The organism is Rhodococcus sp. KBW08, assembly GCF_003852455.1.
GTDB classification, from domain to species: domain Bacteria; phylum Actinomycetota; class Actinomycetes; order Mycobacteriales; family Mycobacteriaceae; genus Rhodococcus_F; species Rhodococcus_F baikonurensis.
The window spans coordinates 258,976-282,445 of record NZ_QAJJ01000004.1 but is presented as its reverse complement, the minus strand read 5'-3'; the positions used below and the strand labels follow the sequence as shown (position 1 = coordinate 282,445).

The window sequence follows — 23,470 nt, the reverse complement described above, 5'->3', positions numbered from 1 at the left end:
CCCTTCAATCGAAACCTGCGGCAGCACCTCTGCCGCAGGAGCTTTCACACGGATCCGGCTTACAGCAGGCCGTTACCGAGCACAGTCGTGGCAAGCCCGATCACCACCGGAACAATGCCCAAGGCGATGAAGGCCGGCAGGAAACACAGTCCGAGCGGACCGCTGATCAACACTCCCGCGCGTTCGGCCGCGGCAGCAGCCAGATCCTCGGCGTCACCTCGACTACGCTCGGCAAGTTCGGCCATGGACGCGGACAGCGACGAACCCGAACGGGCGGAACGCCGAGCCATTCTGGCGAGCGCCTCGGTATCGGGATCGAGAGCGGCTTCGCTCCACGCGGTGTCGGGATCTGCACCGAGCGCGAGGAGGTCGGCGACGCGGCGAAGCGAGTCGGCCATCGGTTTCGGCGCGGTCGACGCCATCGCTGTGATCGCGGCGGAGACTGGAAGCCCCGCTCGCAGGCAGGCCCCGAGTAGGTCGAGACTTGCGGCAACTGCGAGTGGATCCGGCTTGCCAGGCACCGAACCCGAAACTTCTGTTGTTGTGTCTGCGACCAGAATCCCCGCTGCTCTGGTCGAAGCGCCGCGCCGAGTGGGAATGATCGCGAGCGACAACGCCATCACCGCCACCGACATCCAGGTCACGACGCCACCTTCGCGGTGATCCGATCGGTCCAGAGCAGACCAGCTGAGACACAGGCAGTTCCGATCACGAGTAGCACACCGCCGAGCCCACCGCCGAACAGCACGCGCAGAGGCGACGCACCCATCAACTGTCCGAGGCCGACCCCCAGCAGCGGTAGAAAAGCCAGCACCGCAGCGGTCGCCCGCGCGCCCGCCAACCCGGCCTCGGTGCGCTGACGAAAGCGTCTACGTCCCAACATGTCCGTCCGGACGGCTCCGAGTAGTTCAGCCAGAGCCAGACCGTGTTGGTCTGCGACCCGCCAGACGGATCCGATGCGGAAGAACTCTCTCTCGATGCACGAATCCGGTACCGCGAAGGCCGCTGCGGCAGAACCCCCGAGACGTGCCCTGGCCCCAGCGGACCGGAACACCGCGCTCACTTCGCCGGTACATTCCTCGCCTGCAACAGAACTGGCCGCTGCAGGATGCGCACCGACGCTCAGCTCGGCGATCAGCACCTCCAGACCGGAGAGCAGCATCTTCTGTGAGAGTTCCCGGTTTTCGGCCGCCTTCGCGCGTCGCCTACGAAAGATCAGAGTTCCGCCGAGGACGACCGCCGCGAACCCTGCCGGAAGACCTCCGAGAACCCACGTTGCCGAAATCGCGAGAAATGCGGCGACGAACTGCCACGGAATCTGCCGGGAGGGCTTGCGGACGCTCGGGGCGTACGTAGCGAGCCGAGCACGTGAATCCCGCACCGGCGCAATCGAGACCGCCAACGCGAAGGCCAAGAGGGAGACTGTCACGTCCCGTCCTCCCGATTGCGAAGCCGGAACATCCGCTCGAGCCGCTCACGACCCGAACCGCCGTCCGGCCATGCCTGCATGATTTGTACGTATCCGTCCGCACCGCGGTCGATGACGCCGATCTGTTCGAGACGCCTCGATCCGTCGGCCAACCGGTGCACGTGCAGGATCACTTGAACCGCCGCGGCAAGTTGACTGTGCAACGCGTGGCGATCCATGCCGCCGAGCGCAGCCAACGCCTCGAGTCTGGCCGGCACCTCTTCGGGCGAATTGGCGTGAACGGTGCCGGCGCCGCCGTCGTGGCCGGTGTTCATCGCCGTGAGCAGATCCGTCACCTCTGCGCCGCGGACCTCACCGACGACGATGCGATCGGGACGCATCCGTAGCGCCTGCCGAACCAGATCGCGCACCGTCACCTCTCCGACACCCTCGACGTTGGGAGCTCTGGCGACGAGGCGGACGACGTGCGGGTGCGGCGGCGCTAGTTCGGCCGCGTCCTCGACACAGACGATTCGCTCGCGAGGGTCGACCGCGCCGAGCATGGCGGACAACAACGTGGTCTTTCCCGCGCCGGTCCCGCCGATCACCAGGAAGGCCAAGCGAGAAGAGATGATGTCATCGAGGAGTTCGCGGGCGTCCGGTTCCACGGCGCCGTGAGCACACAGCGCGTCGAGACCCTGGGTTGCGGGCCGCAGCACTCTCAGTGACACGCAGGTTCCGCCCTGGGCCACCGGTGCGAGCACGGCATGAAGTCGTACCCCGAAGTGCCCGTCGCCGACGCCCCGCAGTCGGCCGTCGACCCACGGTTGGGCGTCGTCGAGGCGTCGACCTGCCGACAGTGCCAACCGCTGCGCCAGCCGACGCACAGCTGCCTCGTCGGTGAACCGGACCCCCGACCTTTCGAGGCCGACCCCGCGGTCCACCCAGACCTGATCCGGCGCTGTCACCAGTACGTCGGCGACACCGGGTTCGTGCAGCAGTGGTTCGAGCGGCCCTGCGCCTGTCAGTTCCGTCTGGAGCACCCTGACGACCTCCAACAGATCCGTGTCCGCCAGAACGCCGGAGGACTCGGCTCGCACGGCGTCGGCAACGGTGGCCGCCGTCGGCTCGGCGACCGACGACGCCGTCAGCCGCTCGCGAACTCGGTCGAGCAGTTCCGTCGTGACCAACGCACTCATGCTGCAGCCCTGCGCGGGCGTGCGCCGGATTCGACGGCGTCGAGTACCGCTGTTGCCACCGCACTCAGCGGACAACCACGGGTCAATTCGAGGCCACCACGCTCGAGCGTCGGTGCCAGCGAGCGGTGGCCGCGCATCACGGCCGTCAGGGGCAGCCCGAGCATGTCTGCCACATCGGCACCGCGTAAGCCTCCCGGCGCCGGCCCACGCACGACGAGCCCGACGTTGGAGTTGTGTCGGACCACCCAGGCTCCGACCTTCTCGGCAGCGACGCACGCAGCCACGGTGGCCGGAACCACCACGAGGACCGAATCCGACATCTCCAACACTGCCTGACCTACCTCGCTAGGATGACGTGGCACGTCGCACACCACCAGTCCGCCGGAACTGCGGCCTGCGTCCAGCACAGCGCGAACGGCGGTCACCGACGGACCGTCGATCTCGCGGCGACTGCTCGCCAGAACCCTCAGGAACTTCCCCTTTGCGGGCAGTGCATCGCGCAGCGCATCCGGGGCCAGCCGCCCGCCCTCGACGGTCAGTGCACCCCAACGCAATCCGGGGGTCGTCTCGATACCCAACAGCACGTCGACGCCCGAGCCGAGTGCGTCGACGTCCACCAGTAGCGTCGGGACGTGACGTGCCGCCGACGTCAACGCGACAGCCGCAGCTGTTACCGAGGCTCCCCCGCCACCACAGCCACCCACCACGCTCACGACGGTGCCGTCACCACTCACGTCGATGTGGTCGGCCAGAACTGCGACCAGCGCGTTCTCTTCGTCCGGCAAGGACAGAACGCTGTCGGCTCCGATCGCGGTGGCGCACTTCCAGTCGTCGACGGTCGGTGTGCCGTCGCAGACGAGGAACACTCGCGTCCGTTTGGGGGAACGAGCCACAGCATCTTGCGCAGCCGACGCGTCCAATACGACCGCCGAGGCCCGGTTCCACTGTTGTCGGGACACGGGATGCTCGGCCTCGTCCAGACGGCGGTCCACCGCCGCAGCGACCCGTCGCACGCTCGCGAGGACCTTCGCGTCGTCGACGAGAACCAGAATGTGAGCCCCGGCTTCCGGAGAGTTGATCGTCGTGTTCATGACTGCAGAGCCTGAACGAGCGCGAGTACCGAAAACAGTGGGTCGAGAGAGCCTGTGGACAACTACGAAGTTGTGGAGAAACGGGCCTGAGACAGAGAACGACCCCCGCCAATGGGGGGAGGAGGCGGGGGTCGTCTGAGTTCAGCCCCGGGGGGTCGGGCTGAACTAGTTCGAACGAATCGAACAGCAACGATCTTACACCCGACATTGGCGAGAAACGCAAGCCTGAGCTGCACTGAACTGCTGTTTTTCGCCGCAAGAGGACGCTTGCCGAGGAGCACACGAACCGCCTGTCGGACTATCCTCGTTCCTGTGACCGACAAGCCTGCGAACGGACTGAATACCGGGCGGACAGCCGCTTTCTTCGATTTGGACAAAACGATCATCGCGAAGTCGAGCACCCTGGCGTTCAGTAAGCCCTTCTTCGCCCAGGGTCTGATCAATCGACGCTCGGTTCTCAAGAGCAGCTATGCACAATTCCTGTTTCTGCTGTCCGGCGCCGATCACGATCAGATGGAGCGCATGCGCGAGCACCTGACGGCCATGTGCGCGGGTTGGGACGTGGAACAGGTGAAGGCCATCGTCGCGGAGACTCTGCACGACATCGTCGACCCACTCGTCTTCGCCGAGGCGGCCGATCTGATCGCAGATCACAAGCTGCGTGGACACGACGTCATCGTGGTGTCGGCATCGGGCGAGGAAATCGTCGCGCCGATCGCCCGAGCCCTCGGCGCCACCCATTCCGTGGCAACGTCGATGAGGGAAGAAGACGGCCATTACACCGGCGAGGTCGACTTCTACTGCTACGGCCCGGGCAAGGTCGAGGCGATGGAAAAACTCGCCGCGGAATACGGCTACGACCTCGCCGCCAGTTACGCCTACTCCGACTCGGTGACCGATTTGCCCATGCTCGAGGCAGTCGGACATCCCACCGCAGTCAACCCCGATCGTGCATTGCGTAAGGAAGCGGCCGTAAACGGTTGGCCCATACTGACTTTCTCGAACCCAGTCTCGCTTCGCGCGCGATTGTCGGCGCAGTCCACGACGACGGTGGCCACAACTGCAGCGGTGGGAATCGCAGCTTTGGTGGCCGGCGCCATGACCTTCGGGCTACTGCGTCGGAAACGCTGAAATCCAATGCCCACAAACAAAAATTGGTACTTGCTGTGAGCCCGGACACAGGGTACAAAGGAGTTACGGAAGAACGGAAGGCCAGGAACGGCTCGGAAGAGAAGGACCGTTTCCCCAACCGAAATTCCTAGCACGGGCGCTAGGGCACCCACGCGGAGCACAAGCCACTATAAGGGCAGAAGCGTTGTGGGCCTGCGAGATTCGTTCAATTTGAGCGAGGACCCCGCACCGGTTGCGGGGACGACCTCAGAAAGTGTGATCCCTCGCCGAGGCCACCCACACAACCCACCGAGCACGCTTGGTAACGAGTAGTCCGTGCTGACGGGCGGCGAAGTCGATTTATCGGCAGCGCCGCCCGTTCGTTATGTTCCAGCCTCGCTCTGGTGCAGATTATCCAGTCGCCGCGTCGGCGATCGAAGTCGCTTCTCGCGCACCGGCTTCGAGAGCGCCGCAGCACAGAATCACCCAGCTGCCGACGCCCGCCGGATTTCCCGAAGCGAATCCAGCCGCGCCGTCCGTGTACGCCTGCGGCCGCCGAAGCCAACTGACCTCGGGTACTCCTAGATTGTGCGGATCCAACCCGGACGAGACCGCAACCAGACGCGAGGCCGCACGGGCGACGATGCCGTCAGCCGTGCCGAACGGGCTCAGCGCCAAGAGTTCTCCGTGTACAACGGCCGCCAGAACCGGAGCCGGCGCACTGGTTCCGCCTGTCACGAGTTGCGCGAGAGCGTCCAACCGCTCCCCCACTCCGCGATCCGATCGTGGCCGCCCCAGTTGATCCGCGTCCTCGACGAGGTCCGCCGCGGCCAGCAGGTGCAGCCGGGCCAAAGCCTGCAAGGGGGCGCGCTTCCACGTCGACTCCATGAGCGGAAGACTGTCGCCGTCCAGTGCCTGAGCCACGCGCAGAGCACCCGCGAGAATCGGATCACCGGCCATGCCCTCGGCCGGCAATTCCGTAGTGCCACCCGCCAGAGACGCGGAGGCTCGCGCTGCGCGAACCGCGGCTTCGGCGGCAGTGGTGGGCCAACCGCGACGGTTGGTCTTGTGCCGATGAACCTCCCCCAAAGCGTCGCGCGCATGATCGGCAGCGGCGCGTACACCTGGAAGATCGACGAGGGGCTGCAAGGGGTCCGTCACGATCAACGACGGTACCCTTGCAGCCCCTCTGCGGACTTGCCTACCTACCTGTTGCCTCAGCTTCCCAGCGTGATGGAACCGCCGGGAATCGCATCGAGCAACTTGCGGGTGTAGTCCTGTTGCGGATTTCCGAACACGTCGTCGATCGGTGCCGATTCGACGATCGAGCCACGCGACATCACCAACACGTTGTCAGCGATCTGACGAACCACGGCCAGGTCGTGCGTGATGAAGAGGTACGTCAACCCGAACTCTGCCTGCAGGTCGTTGAGCAGGGTCAAGATCTGATCCTGCACGAGCACGTCGAGAGCGGAGACCGCCTCGTCGCAGATCACGACCTCCGGTTGCAGTGCCAACGCTCGCGCAATTGCGACGCGCTGACGCTGTCCGCCGGAGAGCTCGTTCGGGAACCGTCGCATGACCGACTGGGGCAGACCGACCTTGTCGAGAAGTTCGCGGACGCGAGCCTCACGTTCGGCTTTGGTCCCGACCTTGTGGGTACGCAGCGGCTCTTCGATCGTGCGGTAGATCGAGTACATCGGGTCGAGCGTGCCGTAAGGGTTCTGGAAGATCGGCTGCACTCGGCGACGGAACGCAAAGGTTTCCTTCGCGCCGAGTTTCGCCACGTCCTGGCCGTCGAAGACCACGTTGCCTGCGGTGGGCTCGAGCAAGCCGAGAACCATCTGCGCGACCGTCGACTTACCGGAACCCGATTCACCGACGATCGCCGTCGTGGTTCCGCGGCGGACCTTGAAAGACACGTCGTTCACGGCTGTGAAGTCGGTGGTCTTGCGGAAACCCTTGCGCAGCTTGAACACCTTGGTCAGATGATCGACGACAAGAACGTCGTCGGTCGCCTTGCCGAAGGACTCTGCCGCACTTTCCTCGGCCTTGACCGCTTCGGCTACCTCTTCCGCCTGTTCGCGAATCTCGGCTCGCGCCACCGACGAGCTGAGGCGCTTCGACGCCAACGACGGCGCAGCGGCAACCAGCTTCTGTGTGTACGGATGCTGCGGACGCTTCAGGATCTCCAGTGCCGGACCGGATTCGACGATACGACCCTTGCTCATCACGATCAGATGCTCGGCACGCTCGGCAGCCAAGCCCAGATCGTGCGTGATGAGCAGAACCGCGGTGCCGAGTTCCGTTGTCAGACCGTCGAGGTGGTCGAGGATCTGACGCTGGACGGTGACGTCGAGCGCCGACGTCGGCTCGTCCGCGATCAGGAGCTTCGGACGAGCGGACAACCCGATCGCGATGAGTGCGCGCTGACGCATACCGCCCGAGAACTCGTGCGGGTACTGCCCCAACCGGCTCTCGGCTTCGGCGAGACCTGCCTCCTCGAGCAGTTCGGCGGCGCGAACCTTGGCGGCCTTGCCCTTGGCGATCCCGTTGGCAGCCAGTGCTTCCTCGATCTGGAAGCCCACTTTCCACACGGGATTCAGATTCGACATCGGGTCCTGCGGAACCAAACCGATCTGGCTGCCCCGGATGTGGACGAAGTCCTTCTCCGAAACCTTCGAGATGTCCTTGCCGTCGAAGATGATCTCGCCTGCCGTCACCTTGCCGGTGCCGGGCAGCAGATTGATGATCGAGTGCGCGGTAGTGGACTTACCCGAACCCGATTCGCCGACGATCGCGACCGTCTGACCCGGGTACACGGTCAGGCTGACGCCTCGAACTGCCGGAACCGGACCGGAATTGGACTGGAAAGACACCTCGAGATCACGAATCTCGAGCAACGGAGTTTCCTCCGAGGTGAGAGTTTCCTTGGTGGTCATCGTGCTCACCGCTTCCGCGACTTGGGATCGAGGGCGTCGCGCAGAGCGTCACCCATCATGATGAATCCGAGAACGGTGATCGCCAGAGCCGTTGCCGGGTAGAACAGAATGGTCGAACCCTGACGCAGTGTCACCTGAGCGTTACTGATGTCTCCACCCCACGAAACCTCGGTGGACGGAAGACCGATACCGAGGAAGGACAGCGTCGCCTCGGCAACGATGTACGTACCGAGCGAGATGGTGGCCACCACGATGATGGGCGCCAACGAATTCGGGATGACGTGGCGGATCAGTGTCTTGAGCTTCGAGACACCCAATGCCTCCGAAGCCATGACGTAATCGTTGTTCTTCGCCGAGATCACCGCGCCGCGAGCAATTCTTGCCATCTGCGGCCAGCCGAAGAGCGCCAGGACGCCGACGACAGTCCAGATCGTGCGATCGGTGAAGAGCTGCATCAGGACGATGGCAGCCAGGATCAGCGGGATGCCGAAGAAGATGTCGGCGACACGGGAGAGGATCGAATCGGTCCATCCGCCGTAGAAACCGGACAGCGCACCGAAGATCACGCCGATCACCAGCACCGACGCCGTGACACCGACGCCCACGAGTACGGAGGCGCGAGCACCGTAGATGGTGCGCGAGTACACGTCACAGCCCTGGCGGTCGAAACCGAACCAGTGCCCTGAGGTCGGCCCCTGCATGCTGTAGGTCAGGTCGCAGAACCGCGGATCGGTGCTCGTGAACAAGCTCGGAAACGCTGCGATGACAATGACCGCGAGGATGATGATCGTCGAGATGATGAACAGGGGACGCTTGCGTAGGTCGCGCCACGCGTCGGTCCACATGCTCGTCGGCGCCTGATCGAGTTTGACGGCGTCCGTCTCCCCCGGTGCCGCAACTTCGGGCGGCGCCACGAAATGGCTTTGCCGGACTACGCGTCCGGTCTTCACGGTCTCAGACATAGCGGATCCTCGGATCGAGCGCGGCGTACAAGAGGTCGACGAGCAGATTCGCGATCAGGTAGATCACGATCAGGATGGTGACGAACGAAACCACCGTCGGCGCTTCACCTCTGGTCACCGCCTGGTAGATCGTGCCGCCGACGCCGTTGATGTTGAAGATGCCCTCGGTGACGATGGCGCCGCCCATCAACGTCGCGAGGTCGGCACCCAGGAACGTGACCACTGGGATCAGCGAGTTGCGCAACACGTGCACGCGAACCACTCGTCCGCGGGAAAGTCCCTTGGCGGTAGCGGTGCGCACGTAATCGGCAGTCAGATTCTCCGCCACGGACGTTCGGGTCAGTCGCAGAACGTACGCGAACGAGACCGAGCCGAGAACCAGTGCCGGGAGAAGGAGATTCGTGAAACTGGTGTTGCCACCGACCGTCGGCGGGACGATGCCCCATTTGACGCCGATGAAGAACTGAGCCAGGAAGCCGATCACGAAGATCGGGATGGCGATGAGAACGAGGCTGAACAGCAGGACGGTGCTGTCGAAGAATCCGCCCTTACGCAGGCCGGCGATGAGGCCGAAGCCGACACCGAAGACCGTCTCGACGATCAGTGCCATGAAGGCAAGTTTCATCGTGATCGGAAATGCCTGTGCCAGAACTTCACTGACAGGTCGTCCGGAGAACGACGTGCCGAAGTCCAGCGTGAAGATGCCCTTCAGGTACAGCAGGTACTGCTGATAGAAGGGGAGGTCGAGGTGGTAGCGCTCCCGAAGCTGCTGTGCAACAGCCGGACTGAGCGCCTTGTCGCCCGCCAACGCGGCAATCGGATCACCGGGAAGCAGGAAGACCATGGCGTAGATCAGAAGAGTGGCCCCGAGAAAAACCGGGATCATTTGAAGCACTCGGCGACCGATGTACCAGAGCATCGGATCACCTCCTTGTCGATGATCGTGTACGTCAGCGGACAGTCCGGTGTGAACACGAGTTCGGGACGGCAGGCAGGGCGCCTGCCGCCCCGAACTCACGTTTCAGATGCGGATCGTTCTACGCGTCAGTTCTTTTCGATGTCTTCGTAGACCGGAACACCGTTCCAGCTGATGGTCACGTTGGAGACGTTCTCCGACCATCCACTGGCAGCGTTGCGGTACCACGTCGGAACTGCGGGCAGGTCCTTGAGCAGGACTTCCTGAGCCTGATCGAGCAGTTCCTGAGCCTTGGCCTGATCGGTCTGGCCGGCCGATTCGCGCAGGAGGCGGTCGAACTCGGGGTTGGAGTACTCACCGTCGTTGGAGCTGCCGCCGGTCTGGTAGTTCTGCGCCAGGAAGCCGTACTGCTGCGGGTAGTCACCCTGCCAGCCGGAGCGGAAGGAGCTCTGGATGGTGCGGTTGGTGGCTTCGGTGCGGATCTGAGCGAAGGTGGCGTACTGCTTGCCCTTCGCGTCGATGCCGAGGGTGTTGCGGATGCTGTTCGCCGTGGCGTCGACCCATTCCTGGTGTCCGCCGTCCGAGTTGTACGCGATCTCGAAGCTACCGGTCCACGGAGCGATCGCGTCGGCCTTCGCCCAAGCGGCCTTGGCTGCCTCGGGATCGAACTTCAGGTTGCCGTTGCCGGTCAGCGAGTCGTTCCAGCCCTTGATTGCGGGGCTGGTGAAGTCGAGTGCAGGCGTCCTGGTCTTGTTGAAGATCTGCTGGGTGATCTGATCGCGGTTGATCGCCATCGAGATCGCCTGACGGCGGAGCATGCCCTCTTCGCCGCTGAAGTGCGGCAGGCGACCCGGGATCGTGAACGTCTCGATGGTTGCCGACGGCTGGTTGACGGTGCGTCCGGGCAGGTCCGACTCGAAGGTCGTGACGGCGCTCGGCGGAACCTGGTCGAGAACGTCGACGTTGTTGGCCAGGAGATCGGTGTACGCCGTGTCCAGGCTGTTGTACATGATGAAGTCGACGCCGGCGTTCTTCGGCTTACGGTTGCCGTTGTAGTCCGGGTTGACGACGGTGTCGATGCGGACGTTGTGCTGCCACGCGCCGGTTCCGTCGAGCTTGTACGGGCCGTTGCCGATCGGGTTCTCACCGAAGGCGGTCATGTCCTTGAACGCGACCTCGGGCAGCGGGTAGTACGCCGTGAAGCCGAGGCGATCGGGGAACGCCGACTCGGGCTGCTTGAGTTCGATGGTGAAGGTGGAATCGTCCACGACCTTCAGACCCGACATGGTCTGTGCCGTCGGAACCTCGGCGGCAACTTCGTCGTAGCCCTTGATCGGGTCGAAGAACGAAGCCTGGAGCTGAGCGTTGGTGGAGAGAGCGCCGTAGTTCCACGCGTCGACGAACGACTTCGCGGTGACGGGGGTGCCGTCCGTGAAGGTCCAGCCGTCCTTGAGCTTGACGGTGAAGTTCTGACCGTCGGTGCTCTCGATGGACTCGGCAACCTCGTTCTCCGTACCGCCGTCTGCGGTGTACGAAACGAGACCGGAGAACAGCGAGTCGAGGACGCGGCCGCCCATGTTCTCACTCGTGTTCGTGGGGATCAACGGGTTCTGAGGCTCGCCCGCCCAGGCGTTGACGACGCCACTGGACGATCCGCCCGACGAATCGCCGGACGAACATGCCGTGATCAGCACTGCCGTCATTCCGAGCGCGACCGCGCCGGTCGCTATGCGTGAGATACGCAAAGGAATTCCTTCCACATCTAAGTGACCCCGAGCATGCTCGCGGCCTGCCGACAGCCGTAACTGCCGGCGTCGTGTCGCCTACAACTGAAAGTGAACGTGACTTCGAGTTGCGGTCGAATAATGGTTTGACAATAGACACATCGAGCTCGAAGCGCGCACCGCACCCATTGTTGGAAAATTGGGGGTAATCGAATTCGGGCACATTCATTCGTCGGCGGAAGCGACCACCCGTCGCATCGATTCGACCGATCGTCGCAGGACAACGGGTTGCAACGTGATGCAACGGTGCGTTTGAGCGAGCTTGTGACTACCCTCACACGGAGTCAGAAAAGTGTCGATCAATGTGGAAAGAAGGCCGTCAGCCATGACAAGCGCAGCCGAAACAGACGTCCCCCAGGCATATCCGCCGAGCGCAGAGTTCGCTGCGGCCGCCAACGCGGGACCGGAGTTGCAGGCTGCCGCAGATACCGACCGCCTCGCTTTCTGGGCGAATCAGGCGCAGCGCCTTCACTGGCACGAGAAATGGACCGACGTCCTCGACTGGACCGACGCCCCCGTCGCCAAGTGGTTCGTCGGCGGAAAACTCAACGTCGCCTACAACTGCGTCGACCGCCACGTCCTCGCCGGCAACGGCGACCGCGTCGCCATTGCATTCGAAGGCGAACCCGGCGATTCCCGCGATCTGACCTACAACGACCTCCTCGCCGAAGTCAGCCGCGCCGCAAACACTTTCACCGACCTCGGCCTCGTCGCCGGTGACCGCGTCGCAATCTACATGCCGATGATCCCCGAAGCGATCGTCACCATGCTCGCCTGCGCCCGCCTCGGACTGACCCACTCGGTCGTCTTCGCCGGATTCTCCGCCACCGCCCTACGCTCACGCATCGACGACGCCCAAGCCAAACTCGTCGTCACCGTCGACGGCCAGTGGCGACGCGGCGCCGCAGCACCCATCAAAACAGCGGTCGACGAATCCGTCGACGGCGCCGACTCCGTCCAGAACGTGTTGGTGGTCAACCGGACCGGCATCGACGTCGACTGGACCGACGGCCGCGACCTGTGGTGGCACGAAACCGTCGCACAAGCCTCACCCGAGCACGAGGCGCAGGCCTTCGACGCCGAACATCCCCTGTTCATCCTCTACACCTCCGGCACCACCGGAAAACCCAAGGGCATCATCCACACCTCCGGCGGCTACCTCACCCAAGCCTCCTACACCCACCACAACGTCTTCGATCACAAAGCCGGACAAGACGTCTACTGGTGCACCGCCGACATCGGCTGGGTCACCGGACACTCCTACATCGTCTACGGCCCCCTCTCCAACGGCGTCACCCAGGTCGTCTACGAAGGCACCCCCAACTCCCCGAACGAGCACCGCCACTTCGACATCATCGAAAAGTACGGCGTCTCCATCTACTACACCGCACCCACCCTCGTGCGCACCTTCATGAAGTGGGGCCGCGAGATCCCCGACGCCCACGACCTGACCTCGATCCGCCTCCTCGGCTCCGTCGGCGAGCCCATCAACCCCGAAGCGTGGCGCTGGTTCCGCGAGGTCATCGGCGGCAACAAAGCACCCATCGTCGACACCTGGTGGCAGACCGAAACCGGAGCGATCATGATCTCCCCACTCCCCGGTATCACCGCCACCAAACCCGGATCCGCCATGGCACCCCTGCCCGGCATCTCCGCGAAGATCGTCGACGACGACGCCAAACCCCTCGGCCCCGGCGGCAACGGCTACCTCGTCCTCGACGAACCGTGGCCGGCGATGCTGCGCGGCATCTGGGGCGACATGGACCGCTACCGCGACACCTACTGGTCCCGCTACGCCGAAGAAGGCTGGTACTTCGCCGGTGACGGCGCCAAATACGACGACGACGGCGCACTCTGGGTCCTCGGCCGCGTCGACGACGTCATGAACGTCTCCGGCCACCGCATCTCCACCTCCGAAGTGGAATCAGCACTGGTCAACCACCACGGCGTCGCAGAAGCCGCCGTCGTCGGCGCCGCCGACGAGACCACCGGACAAGGCATCGTCGCGTTCGTCATCCTGCGCGAAGGCGTCGAAAACACCGGCGACGTCCTCATCGCCGAGCTCAAGGCGCAGGTCTCCACCGACATCAGCCCCATCGCCAAACCACGTCAGATCACGATCGTGCCGGAACTGCCGAAAACCCGATCCGGCAAAATCATGCGCCGCCTCCTGCGCGACGTCGCCGAAGGCCGCGACCTCGGAGACACCTCAACCCTGGTCGACCCCAAGGTATTCGACGCAATCCGCGGCAAGTAAGGCCTTCGGCCCCCGTGCGCCTTTTTGGTAGTCCCCACTACCGGAAGGGCGCACAGGGGCGGAGCCCCTCTCGCAACTTCACTTCCTCTTTCGACGTCAGCCAGGACTCCTCGGCCACGCGAATATCTGCGGCAACCCGCTTGTGCAGAGATTTTCCGCGCGAGGAGAGAAACACGCGCACCTTCCGGCGATCGTCCTCACCGACCTCGCGATAGATCAGCGCAAGCGAGACCAACTTGTCCGCAACTCGCGTCAGCGTCGGAGCCGGTGTTCCCGTTCGATCGCGCAGCTCAGCCATCGTCAGCCCCTCGGTCGACGCCAAGGCTTCGAGCGTCATCCAGTGATCGAGAGTGAGATTCTCTGCGGCCAGCGTCTTCTCCGCCGCCGCCGCGGCCATTCGGGCTGCTCGGACCAGCGCGGTCGTCAGCGACGCATCAAGAATTCCGGAGTCACTTTTTCCCACTGATCGCTCCCCCGCTGTTGCGTAGTTCACACTTCTCGGGCAATACTTTCAAATGAAATGATAGTAACCCAGGCCAGGCCGCTGACTTCCGATTCCGGCGGCGACGCATGAGCGCTACGAGCGCGCTCGAACGCGCGCGCAGCGCGGTATGGCGCCTGGGCATGGTGGTTCCCCTCCAAGGGCCGGCCGGACTGTTCGGCCCCTCCTGCGAAGCAATCAGCGAGCTGGCCGCCCTCGACCTCAACAACTCCGGTGGCGTACTGGGACGCGAAGTGCAGATCGAAGTGATCGACGGCGGCGCGACGCCGAACGCCGTCGCCGCCCGCGTGCAACAGCTACTGGACGCAGGCGCCATCGACGCCGTCAGCGGTTGGCACATCTCCTCGGTCCGCCACGCACTCGCGCCAGTGGTCGCGGGCCGCATTCCGTACTCGTACACCTCGCTCTACGAGGGCGGCGAGGAAAGGTCCGGCATCTACTGTTCGGGCGAAACCCCGAGACAGCAGATCGCACCGGCACTGAAGTGGCTGCGCGACAACGTCGGAGCGCGCAAGTGGTTCGTCGTGGGTGACGACTACATCTGGCCCCACAGCTCACTCGGGGCCGTGAGGCAATTCGCCACCGAACTCGATCTCACCCTGGTCGGCGGTTCGTTCGTCGATCTGGGGGCGCGGCAACATGAAACAGCTGGTCGAGACCGTCTCCAACTCCGGGTGCGACGGCGTGATCATGCTCCTCGTCGGGCAGGACGCCGTCGACTTCAACCGCGCCTTCGCCCGCCGCGGCCTCGACGAGTCGATGATTCGGTTCAGCCCGTTGATGGAAGAGAACATGCTGCTCGCGAGCGGGCCGAGAGCGACCCGAAACCTGTTTGCCTCCGCCGCGTACTTCCGCTCGATGGTCGACGGCAACTCGATGGATCTACTCGGGCGCTACGTGGCGCTGCACGGCGCGCACGCCCCAGCATTGAACAACGCCGCCGAGTCGTGTTACGAAGGGATACACACCCTTTCGGCCCTGGTACGACGCGCCGACAGCACACGTCCACACGACCTCGACGCCGTCGTCGAAGGCGCCGCATACGACGGGCCTCGCGGAACCGTCGAGTTTCGTGATCGTGTTGCACGACAGAAGATTCAGCTCGCCGTCGCCGACGGACTCGACTTCTCGATCATCGCAACGCTCTGAAATCTCCTCCTGAGATCCACCTCTTGACTTCTGTGGCGCGCATCACTTAGTTTCATTTGGAATCATTTCATTTGAAAGTAACCCGTCCCGAAGTAACCGGAGGTGCCCGATGGGCAGTGTTGGTTTGCTTTACGTGGGAGCCGTCCTCTTCGTCAACGGACTGATGCTGCTCGGCACGGTTCCCGTTCGATCCGCCTCGGTTCTCAACCTCTTCGTCGGCGCACTTCAATGCGTCGTCCCCACCGTCATGTTGATTCAGGCGCAGGGAGATTCGAGCACCGTCCTGGCGGCCTCGGGGCTCTACCTGTTCGGCTTCACCTATCTCTACGTGGGAATCAGCAATCTCGCCGGCTTCGAACCGGAAGGAATCGGGTGGTTCTCGCTGTTCGTCGCGTGCGCCGCACTCGCGTATTCCTTCCTTTCGTTCACGGTGAGCAACGACCCGGTGTTCGGAGTCATCTGGCTCGCCTGGGCTGCGCTGTGGACGCTGTTCTTCCTGGTACTCGGCCTCGGCCGCGAAAACCTCAGCCGTTTCACCGGCTGGGCCGCGATCCTTCTGAGCCAGCCCACCTGCACGGTTCCTGCCTTCCTGATCCTGACCGGCAACTTCCACACCACGCCAGCGGTCGCCGCCGGCTGGGCCGGAGCACTTCTGGTTCTCCTGGGGCTTGCCAAGATCCTTGCCGCACCCAAAGCTGCAGTACCCCAACCCCGTCCAGTCTTCAACTGATCCACACAACCAAGGAGTGAAAGACAATGCGACACGGTGACATCTCCTCGAGCAACGACACAGTCGGCGTAGCGGTCGTCAACTACAAGATGCCCCGCCTGCACGATCGCGCCGGCGTCCTCGAGAACGCGCGCAAGATCGCCGACATGATGATCGGCATGAAGACCGGCCTCCCCGGAATGGACCTGGTGGTCTTTCCCGAATACTCCACTCAGGGAATCATGTACAACGAGGAGGAGATGTACGCGACTGCGGCCACCATCCCGGGCGACGAGACCGCGATCTTCTCCGCCGCGTGCCGCGAAGCCGACACGTGGGGGATCTTCTCCATCACCGGTGAACAGCACGAGGACCATCCGAACAAGCCCCCGTACAACACGTTGATCCTCATCGACAACAAGGGCGAAATCGTTCAGAGGTACCGAAAGATCCTGCCCTGGTGCCCCATCGAAGGGTGGTACCCGGGAGACACGACGTATGTCACGGAAGGACCGAAGGGTCTGAAGATCTCGCTCATCATCTGCGACGACGGCAACTACCCGGAGATCTGGCGCGACTGCGCAATGAAGGGCGCCGAGCTGATCGTCCGCTGCCAGGGATACATGTACCCGGCCAAGGACCAGCAGGTGATGATGTCCAAGGCAATGGCCTGGGCCAACAATTGTTATGTGGCAGTTGCCAATGCGGCCGGATTCGATGGCGTCTACTCCTACTTCGGGCACTCCGCGATCATCGGATTCGACGGTCGAACGCTGGGTGAGACCGGCGAGGAGGAATACGGAATCCAGTACGCGCAGCTGTCCGTCTCGGCCATTCGTGATGCACGCGAGAACGACCAATCCCAGAACCACATCTTCAAGCTCCTCCACCGGGGCTACTCCGGAGTCCACGCAGCCGGCGACGGAGACAAGGGCGTCGCGGACTGCCCGTTCGAGTTCTACAAGCTGTGGGTCACCGATGCGCAGAAGGCTCAGGAACGCGTCGAGGCCATCACACGAGACACCGTGGGCGTCGCGGATTGCCGCGTCGGAAATCTCCCGGTCGAGAAGACCGTCGAAGCGTAAGGATCCTGCTGTGCCGTATATCACCGACATGCTCCACGACCGGAACAGTGCAGCAGCACCACCGGCCGAGGAACGGTCCGAACCCGTACCGGTCGGGGCCTTCGACGCGCGGAGGCTCTCGAAAGCCCTGAGTTCCAAGATCGTCGGACAACAGGCCGCCGTCGACGCCGTGGTTCGTGCGATTTCGATCGCGCATGTCGGTGCCACGGATCCGACGCGTCCACTCGCCAACATCCTTCTGGTCGGCCCCACCGGCGTCGGCAAGACGGAGTTGGTGCGGCGCGTGGCCGCGGAACTGCGGTCGGGGCCCGACGATCTGTGCCGCATCGACATGAATGCTCTGGCGCAAGAGCATTATGCGGCGTCGTTTTCCGGGGCTCCGCCCGGATACGCCGGCAGCAAGGAGTCCTTCACACTGTTCGACAAGAACACCGTCGAGGGCGATCCGTACACCCCCGGAATCGTCCTGTTCGACGAAGTGGAGAAGGCGGACCCCACCGTGCTGCGTGCGCTACTGCAGGTCCTCGACAACGGCGAACTCAGGTTGGCGAACGGTCAGCAGAAGATCTCGTTCCGCAACAGCTACGTGTTCCTGACCTCGAATCTCGGTTCGGCCGCGGTGGCGGAACGTCGACGGTCACACCTGCGGCAGCTCGCCGATCGCGTCCGGATCGATCGACCACGCCATGGCCATCACCTCGTCCAACGCGCGTTGGAGAAGTTCTTCGACCCCGAGTTCTTCAACCGCATCGACGAAACCGTGATCCTCGACGAGTTCGACGACCAGACCGCGGAACAGGTGACCCGGCTCGAGATCGACCTGATCACGACTCGGCTGGCCCGGAGAGGCATCGACGTCGAGGTGGACGACAGCGCCGTCGCTCTCCTGCAACGACGCGGATTCGATCCGGTGTACGGCGCACGCGGTCTGCGTCGGACCATCCGGAACGTCCTGGCCGACCCGGTGGCCGGCGCCGTTCTCGACCTACGACCGGTCGGGACACAGCCACTCGCCTTGCAGGCCCGGGCAGTTGGTGATCAGATACAGGTAAAGAAAGCCCCATGAGTGCTCGCTCACGTTGCGGATCGAATCCGCAACGTGGGCGACACATTTCAAACATGTCCGCGTAACGCCACCTCCCTAGGTTGGGTGCCTGCACCACAAAGTGCACATGCACAGGCACCCAGGGGAAGTGACGTCATGACAGCAGTGAACGAGCAGGTGTCCGCAGTCGCACCGGACCAGGCGAATCCCGGTCAGAACACCGCACTGAAGGAGACGCTGGAGGACTACACCCTCCGATTCGCGCCACGCAGCTACCGCAAATGGGGAACCGGAGTCGTCGCGACGTCCGCACTCGGTGGAATCGCGTATCTCGCGGACTTCTCGATCGGCGCCAACATCGGCATCTCGTACGGTACCGGCAACGCACTTCTGGGCATTGCAGTCTTTGCCGTGGTCATCATGGCCACCGGCTTCCCGCTCGCCTACTACGCTGCGCGATACAACATCGACCTCGATTTGATCACGCGCGGAAGCGGTTTCGGCTACTACGGCTCGGTCGTCACCAACGTCATCTTTGCGACGTTCACCTTCATCTTCTTCGCCCTCGAAGGTTCCATCATGGCCCAGGGTTTGAAACTGGGGCTCGGGATTCCACTGTCGATCGGATACGCGGTCTCGACGCTGATGGTCATCCCACTGGTCATCTACGGCATGAAGGCCCTGGCAAAACTCCAAGTGTGGACGACGCCGTTGTGGCTCGTCATGATGGTGCTGCCGTTCCTGTATCTGCTGTTCAAGCACCCTGATTCGGTGAGCGCGTTCTTCGCCTTCGGCGGTGAGGACGGCGCAAACGGCAAGGGTGTCAACTTCGGTTCGGTGATGTTGGCCGCGGGTGTCTGCCTGTCGCTGATCGCGCAGATCGCCGAGCAGATCGATTACTTGCGCTTCATGCCGCCCAAGACACCGGAGAACACCCGTCGTTGGTGGGCTGCAGTAATTCTCGCCGGGCCCGGCTGGGTCATCTTCGGCGCGTTCAAGCAGATCGTCGGACTGTTCCTCGCCGTGTACATCATCGCGAACGTCGTCGACGGTTCCTCGATCGCCAACCAACCCGTGCACCAGTTCCTCGAGATCTACCAGGACATGATGCCGCACTGGCTGGCCATGACCCTTGCCGTGATCCTCGTGGTCATCAGCCAGATCAAGATCAACGTCACCAACGCGTACTCCGGCTCACTGGCTTGGACCAACTCGTACACCCGCGTCACCAAGACCTACCCGGGACGCATGATCTTCGTACTGGTCAACCTGGCGATCGCACTGATCTTGATGGAAGCCAACATGTTCGACTTCCTCAACACGATCCTGGGCTTCTACGCCAACTGCGGTATCGCCTGGGTCGTGGTCGTCGCCTCTGACATCGCGATCAACAAGTACTGGTTGAAGCTCTCCCCGAAGGTCCCCGAGTTCCGACGCGGGATGCTCTACGACGTCAACCCCGTCGGCTTCGTGTCGATGCTGCTGGCTGCAGGAGTTTCGATCCTGGTGTTCTTCGGTGCTTTCGGTTCGACGATCAAGCCGTTCTCCCCGATCGTCGCGATCGTCATCGCGCTGGTGATGCCGCCGGTCCTCGCCGTCGCCACCAAGGGCAAGTACTACCTACGACGCACCGACGACGGCATCGATCTGCCGATGTTCGACGAGTACGGAAACCCCTCCGGTGAAACGCTTTTGTGCTGCGTCAGCGGAATCGAGTTCGAGCGTCCCGACATGCTCGCGTCGAACGTTCCCGGCCCGAACGGCGAGAAGCAGTACATCAGCTCCTTGGCCTTGAGCACCGACAAGACCGGTGAGCACGTCCTGCCGGCTCAGCTTCCCTGACAACTGCTGTGCGCCTTTATTAACCGCCGGGGGTTGATAAAGGCGCACAGCAGGTTATGCCCCTACATCGTCGAGCGACTCACCCTTCGTCTCACGCATGACCAGCAGCGCGACAAAAGTCAACGTCGCCGCCACGAGGAGATAGATGCCGACCCAGCCGACGCCGTAGTTCTTCGCGAGGTAGACGGCGATGAACGGCGCCACCGCTGCGCCCAGAATGCTGGCGGTGTTGTACGCGATTCCCGAGCCCGTGTAGCGGACGTTGGTCGGGAAGAGTTCCGGGAGAACGGCACTCATCGGGCCGAAGGTCAGGCCCATGAGCAGCATGCCCACGATGAGGAACGCCAACATGCGGCCGTCGTTCATTCCGTCCGGTTCGAGGAAGACACCGAAGGTCAAGCCGAACACCATGATCAGGCCGGTGATGATCAGCAGTGTGATACGACGCCCGTACCGGTCGGCGAGCCAACCCGAGACCGGCACGGCGGCAGCGAAGAACACGACTGCGATCAGCTGCAGGACAAGGAAATCGGTGTACTTGAAGCCTGCGCCCGTTCCGCCGTCGGCCGGCGTCTTGCCGGTTCCGTGGCTGAGAACCCAGGTGGTCATGATGTAGAACAGCGTGTACGTCGCGAGCATCACGAACGTACCGATGATCAGCTGACGCCAGCTGGTCTTGAACACCTCGGCAACCGGAGTCTTGACCTTCTCGCCGCGCTCGACTGCACGCGCGAACACCGGAGTTTCCTCGAGCTTGAGCCGAACGTACAGGCCGATCATCACCATGATTGCGCTGAGCAGGAACGGAATTCGCCATCCCCAGCTCAGGAAGGCACCTTCGAGGTCCGGGCTGGAATTGTCGTGGTTCATGAACAACGTGATGATCAGGAACAGGCCGTTGGCCATGAAGAAGCCGATGGGCGCTCCGAGTTGCGGCCACATCGCCGCCCAGGCCCGCTTGCCTTCCTTGGCCGTCTCGGTCGCGAGTAGAGCCGCACCCGACCATTCACCGCCGAGCCCGAGACCCTGGCAGAAACGCATGAGCGCCAACAACGCCGGGGCCAGCAGACCGATCTGGTGATAGGTGGGCAACAGACCGATGAGGAAGGTCGCGATGCCCATCGTCAGCAACGAGCCGACCAGAGTTGCCTTGCGCCCGACGCGGTCACCGAAGTGCCCGAAGAGGATCGAGCCGAGGGGACGAGCGACGAACGCGAGTCCGAACGTCGCCAACGAGGCGAGAAGCGCGGTGGTGTCGTTGCCCTTCGGGAAGAACAGGTGCGGGAACACCGATACCGCCGCTGTTGCATAGATGTAGAAGTCGTAGAACTCGATGGACGTACCCACCATGCTGGCGACCACGATGCGGCTACGCGGCACTCCGGCGACGGTATCTGCGTCGCCGCCCTCGGGCTTGGGTGGGTTCTCACTGACTGACGTGCTCAAAGCATGCTCCTGCGCCGATATACGAAAGATGTCCAATTGGTGGGATCCTGTCCCAATCAGTAGGAATTGAACACCCGCGGGGTTTTCCGGCGCAAATTCGGTTCGCGGATTCGGCTCAGCGGGCGATCCGCGATAAAATCCCGTAAAGGTGAGCCGGGAAGTCTGGTCGGCACGTGCATTCGATGCTTTACAACGTCGATCACGTTCATGTCTGTTGCATCCGAACTCGGGTGCACGAACAAAGGTCGTCCCCACGCGTGATCTCCACTTTGCGTTCCGAACTGTCCCGCTATCTCCGCACCGAAACGGTGGGCGGATCGATACTCCTCATCGCCGCTGCTGTCGCTCTGATCTGGGTGAACTCACCTTTCGGTGAGAGCTACATCGCTCTGCGCGACTTCCAGATCGGCCCGTCTGCACTCCATCTGGACCTCAGCCTGGGCACCTGGGCGCAAGACGGACTGCTTGCCGTCTTCTTCTTCGTCGCCGGCCTCGAACTCAAACGCGAACTGGTGGTCGGCGAACTCGCGGACCGCAAAGCCGCGATGCTCCCGATCATCGCGGCGTGCGGCGGCGTCCTGGTCCCCGCGATCATCGCGGCGTCCATCGGTTTCGGCACGCCAGGCATGGACAAGGGCTGGGCCATTCCCGTCGCGACGGACATCGCTTTCGCCCTCGGCGTGCTCGCACTCACCGGCTCGAAGATCCCCGCGAGCGCCCGAGTCTTCCTGCTCAGCCTGGCCGTCGTCGACGATCTGCTCGCCATCATCCTCATCGCCGTACTGTTCACCGGTTCCCTCGCGATGTTGTGGCTGTTGACCGCGGCCGCAGCCCTCGCTGTCTACGCCTACGCCCAACACAAACGCATCACGACGCCGTTCCTCTACGTTCCACTGGCACTTCTGACCTGGTACGCGATGCACGAAGCGGGGATACACGCCACACTCGCGGGCGTCGCGCTCGGCTTACTCACCCGGGTCAGGCGCGATCCGGACGAGGAATACGCGCCCGGTAGCCGTCTCGAGCACCGCATTCAGCCTTACTCCGCAGGCTTCTGCGTCCCCGTCTTCGCACTGTTCGCCTCCGGTGTTCCGATCAACGCGGCTGTACTCGGCGACATTTTCACCGACCCCGTCGGGCAATCGGTTGTCGTCGGCCTTCTCGTCGGCAAAACCGTCGGAATCTTCGGAATTTCCCTGCTCGCGATCAAATTGGGGATAGCAACCAAACCCAAGACACTGGAATTGAGAGACATGTTTGCCCTCTCAGTTCTCGGTGGCATCGGGTTCACCGTTAGCCTGCTTGTAGCAGACCTCGCATTGGACGGGGTCGGCGATGGCAGCGAGGCCGAGATAGCGAAGGCCGCAGTTCTCGTGACATCGTTGGTGGCATCGCTGATCGGATCAGCGCTGCTGTGGCGACGTGGACGGGTCCATGCGGCTCGAGACGACGCTTCCACCGCCATTGCCACGGACGCGAGAGAACTACCTGGAGAGGTCGACAAGTGAGCTTGACCAACGGAGAGAGCCAGCGCTTCACCGGAGATGGAGTACCGAACACGGTCTCGTCCATCCCTCTCACCGATGTGGACGCCCGCACGCCGGGCGAGGCCACCATCGGGGCCCTCGTCAAGGACGCGACCGCACAGGTCTCCACCCTCGTGCGCGCCGAGGTCGAACTTGCCAAGGCCGAGGTGACAGGCGAGGTCAAGAAGGGTCTGCAGGGCAGCGTCTTCTTCATCCTGGCCTTCACGGTTCTGCTGTTCAGCTCGTTCTTCTTCTTTTTCTTCCTGGCCGAGATGCTCGACACCTGGGTGCCGCGTTGGCTGGCGTTCCTCATCGTCTTCCTGATCATGGTGGTGACCACCGCGATTCTGGCGCTGCTCGGTTATCTGCGAGTACGCAAGCTGAGGGCCCCGGAGAAGACGATCGAATCGCTCAAGCAGGCCAAGAACGTCATCCCCGGCAGCCATGACGACGCAAAGCCGTCTGTCGATTTCAACGCGCGCCGGTAGCGAGTCTGA

At 63.2% G+C, this 23,470-nt stretch carries 19 protein-coding genes and 1 pseudogene; 9 read left to right on the top strand and 11 right to left on the bottom strand.

All coding sequences use genetic code 11. The features are described 5' to 3' along the window. Positions 1–59 precede the first annotated feature (59 nt). The 4 genes from DBV08_RS05525 to ssd are packed head-to-tail and all read right to left on the bottom strand — an operon-like array spanning position 60 to position 3,698. Positions 60–644 (bottom strand): type II secretion system F family protein, encoded by a 585-nt coding sequence (locus DBV08_RS05525; RefSeq protein WP_124566765.1) that lies wholly within the window; start codon positions 642–644, stop codon positions 60–62. Beyond that, a complete protein-coding gene (locus DBV08_RS05520; RefSeq protein ID WP_124566764.1) occupies positions 641–1,429 on the bottom strand; it encodes a type II secretion system F family protein in 789 nt (262 codons plus the stop codon). The genes DBV08_RS05525 and DBV08_RS05520 overlap by 4 nt, the downstream gene beginning before the upstream one ends. After that, positions 1,426–2,607: a TadA family conjugal transfer-associated ATPase gene (locus tag DBV08_RS05515; RefSeq protein WP_124566763.1), complete on the bottom strand. Its 1,182-nt coding sequence runs from the start codon at positions 2,605–2,607 to the stop codon at positions 1,426–1,428. Before DBV08_RS05515 ends, DBV08_RS05520 begins: the two co-directional genes overlap by 4 nt. Continuing rightward, the gene (gene ssd / locus DBV08_RS05510) at positions 2,604–3,698 is read right to left on the bottom strand and encodes a septum site-determining protein Ssd (protein ID WP_124566762.1); all 1,095 of its coding nucleotides are present in this window, start codon (positions 3,696–3,698) and stop codon (positions 2,604–2,606) included. Before ssd ends, DBV08_RS05515 begins: the two co-directional genes overlap by 4 nt. A 312-nt stretch (positions 3,699–4,010) precedes the next feature. Here ssd and DBV08_RS05505 point away from each other — a divergent pair, with 312 nt between their 5' ends. After that, entirely contained in the window at positions 4,011–4,829 is an 819-nt protein-coding gene (locus DBV08_RS05505) for an HAD-IB family hydrolase (protein ID WP_019746641.1), read from the top strand. Between the two features lie 390 nt (positions 4,830–5,219). Here DBV08_RS05505 and DBV08_RS05500 read toward each other — a convergent pair whose 3' ends face one another. From DBV08_RS05500 to DBV08_RS05480, 5 genes are all read right to left on the bottom strand, one after another. Next, positions 5,220–5,969, bottom strand: coding sequence for a hypothetical protein (locus tag DBV08_RS05500; RefSeq protein WP_020905979.1), 750 nt, complete (start codon positions 5,967–5,969; stop codon positions 5,220–5,222). Positions 5,970–6,025: 56 nt separating this feature from the next. Continuing rightward, positions 6,026–7,750, bottom strand: coding sequence for an ABC transporter ATP-binding protein (locus DBV08_RS05495; RefSeq protein WP_095973517.1), 1,725 nt, complete (start codon positions 7,748–7,750; stop codon positions 6,026–6,028). A 5-nt stretch (positions 7,751–7,755) separates the two neighbouring features. Continuing rightward, positions 7,756–8,712, bottom strand: a complete 957-nt coding sequence (locus tag DBV08_RS05490; RefSeq protein WP_095973504.1) for an ABC transporter permease — start codon at positions 8,710–8,712, stop codon at positions 7,756–7,758. Continuing rightward, positions 8,705–9,631 carry an ABC transporter permease gene (locus tag DBV08_RS05485; RefSeq protein ID WP_095973503.1) on the bottom strand — a complete coding sequence of 309 codons (927 nt, stop codon included), beginning with the start codon at positions 9,629–9,631 and terminating at the stop codon, positions 8,705–8,707. The genes DBV08_RS05490 and DBV08_RS05485 overlap by 8 nt, the downstream gene beginning before the upstream one ends. A 125-nt stretch (positions 9,632–9,756) precedes the next feature. Beyond that, positions 9,757–11,373 (bottom strand): ABC transporter substrate-binding protein, encoded by a 1,617-nt coding sequence (locus tag DBV08_RS05480; RefSeq protein ID WP_095973516.1) that lies wholly within the window; start codon positions 11,371–11,373, stop codon positions 9,757–9,759. Positions 11,374–11,737: 364 nt separating this feature from the next. On the opposite strand from DBV08_RS05480, the gene acs reads away from it, so the two are divergent. Next, complete coding sequence (gene acs / locus DBV08_RS05475) at positions 11,738–13,669, top strand: acetate--CoA ligase (protein ID WP_124566761.1); 1,932 nt, start codon at positions 11,738–11,740, stop codon at positions 13,667–13,669. A gap of 37 nt (positions 13,670–13,706) precedes the next feature. On the opposite strand, the gene DBV08_RS05470 is transcribed toward acs, so the two are convergent. Next, positions 13,707–14,132 carry a MarR family transcriptional regulator gene (locus DBV08_RS05470; RefSeq protein ID WP_041815521.1) on the bottom strand — a complete coding sequence of 142 codons (426 nt, stop codon included), beginning with the start codon at positions 14,130–14,132 and terminating at the stop codon, positions 13,707–13,709. Positions 14,133–14,239: 107 nt separating this feature from the next. On the opposite strand from DBV08_RS05470, the pseudogene DBV08_RS05465 reads away from it, so the two are divergent. The 5 genes and pseudogenes from DBV08_RS05465 (at position 14,240) to DBV08_RS05445 (ending at position 20,001) form a co-directional block, all read left to right on the top strand. Then, a pseudogene (locus DBV08_RS05465) lies at positions 14,240–15,320 on the top strand (substrate-binding domain-containing protein). A 109-nt stretch (positions 15,321–15,429) separates the two neighbouring features. After that, positions 15,430–16,050, top strand: coding sequence for an AmiS/UreI family transporter (locus DBV08_RS05460; protein ID WP_124566760.1), 621 nt, complete (start codon positions 15,430–15,432; stop codon positions 16,048–16,050). A gap of 26 nt (positions 16,051–16,076) precedes the next feature. Further along, positions 16,077–17,114: an aliphatic amidase gene (locus tag DBV08_RS05455; protein ID WP_095973499.1), complete on the top strand. Its 1,038-nt coding sequence runs from the start codon at positions 16,077–16,079 to the stop codon at positions 17,112–17,114. A gap of 10 nt (positions 17,115–17,124) precedes the next feature. Then, on the top strand, positions 17,125–18,180 hold the full coding sequence (locus DBV08_RS05450; protein ID WP_124566759.1) for an AAA family ATPase: 1,056 nt from the start codon (positions 17,125–17,127) through the stop codon (positions 18,178–18,180). 135 nt (positions 18,181–18,315) lie between these two features. Further along, positions 18,316–20,001 (top strand): cytosine permease, encoded by a 1,686-nt coding sequence (locus DBV08_RS05445; RefSeq protein WP_095973497.1) that lies wholly within the window; start codon positions 18,316–18,318, stop codon positions 19,999–20,001. A gap of 54 nt (positions 20,002–20,055) precedes the next feature. On the opposite strand, the gene DBV08_RS05440 is transcribed toward DBV08_RS05445, so the two are convergent. Beyond that, entirely contained in the window at positions 20,056–21,447 is a 1,392-nt protein-coding gene (locus tag DBV08_RS05440) for an MFS transporter (protein WP_003946096.1), read from the bottom strand. Between the two features lie 173 nt (positions 21,448–21,620). Here DBV08_RS05440 and nhaA point away from each other — a divergent pair, with 173 nt between their 5' ends. Next, entirely contained in the window at positions 21,621–22,955 is a 1,335-nt protein-coding gene (nhaA, locus tag DBV08_RS05435; RefSeq protein ID WP_019746626.1) for a Na+/H+ antiporter NhaA, read from the top strand. Beyond that, on the top strand, positions 22,952–23,461 hold the full coding sequence (locus DBV08_RS05430) for a phage holin family protein (protein ID WP_007732413.1): 510 nt from the start codon (positions 22,952–22,954) through the stop codon (positions 23,459–23,461). Before nhaA ends, DBV08_RS05430 begins: the two co-directional genes overlap by 4 nt. The last annotated feature ends 9 nt before the right edge of the window (positions 23,462–23,470 follow it).

What these genes read in the sequence shown, in the direction of transcription:
- DBV08_RS05515 (WP_124566763.1), bottom strand. Translation starts at nt 2,607, where the DNA reads ATGAGTGCGTTGGTCACGACGGAACTGCTCGACCGAGTTCGCGAGCGG.
- ssd (WP_124566762.1), bottom strand. Translation starts at nt 3,698, where the DNA reads ATGAACACGACGATCAACTCTCCGGAAGCCGGGGCTCACATTCTGGTT.
- DBV08_RS05495 (WP_095973517.1), bottom strand. Translation starts at nt 7,750, where the DNA reads ATGACCACCAAGGAAACTCTCACCTCGGAGGAAACTCCGTTGCTCGAG.
- DBV08_RS05490 (WP_095973504.1), bottom strand. Translation starts at nt 8,712, where the DNA reads ATGTCTGAGACCGTGAAGACCGGACGCGTAGTCCGGCAAAGCCATTTC.
- DBV08_RS05485 (WP_095973503.1), bottom strand. Translation starts at nt 9,631, where the DNA reads ATGCTCTGGTACATCGGTCGCCGAGTGCTTCAAATGATCCCGGTTTTT.
- acs (WP_124566761.1), top strand. Translation starts at nt 11,738, where the DNA reads ATGACAAGCGCAGCCGAAACAGACGTCCCCCAGGCATATCCGCCGAGC.
- DBV08_RS05460 (WP_124566760.1), top strand. Translation starts at nt 15,430, where the DNA reads ATGGGCAGTGTTGGTTTGCTTTACGTGGGAGCCGTCCTCTTCGTCAAC.
- DBV08_RS05455 (WP_095973499.1), top strand. Translation starts at nt 16,077, where the DNA reads ATGCGACACGGTGACATCTCCTCGAGCAACGACACAGTCGGCGTAGCG.
- DBV08_RS05445 (WP_095973497.1), top strand. Translation starts at nt 18,316, where the DNA reads ATGACAGCAGTGAACGAGCAGGTGTCCGCAGTCGCACCGGACCAGGCG.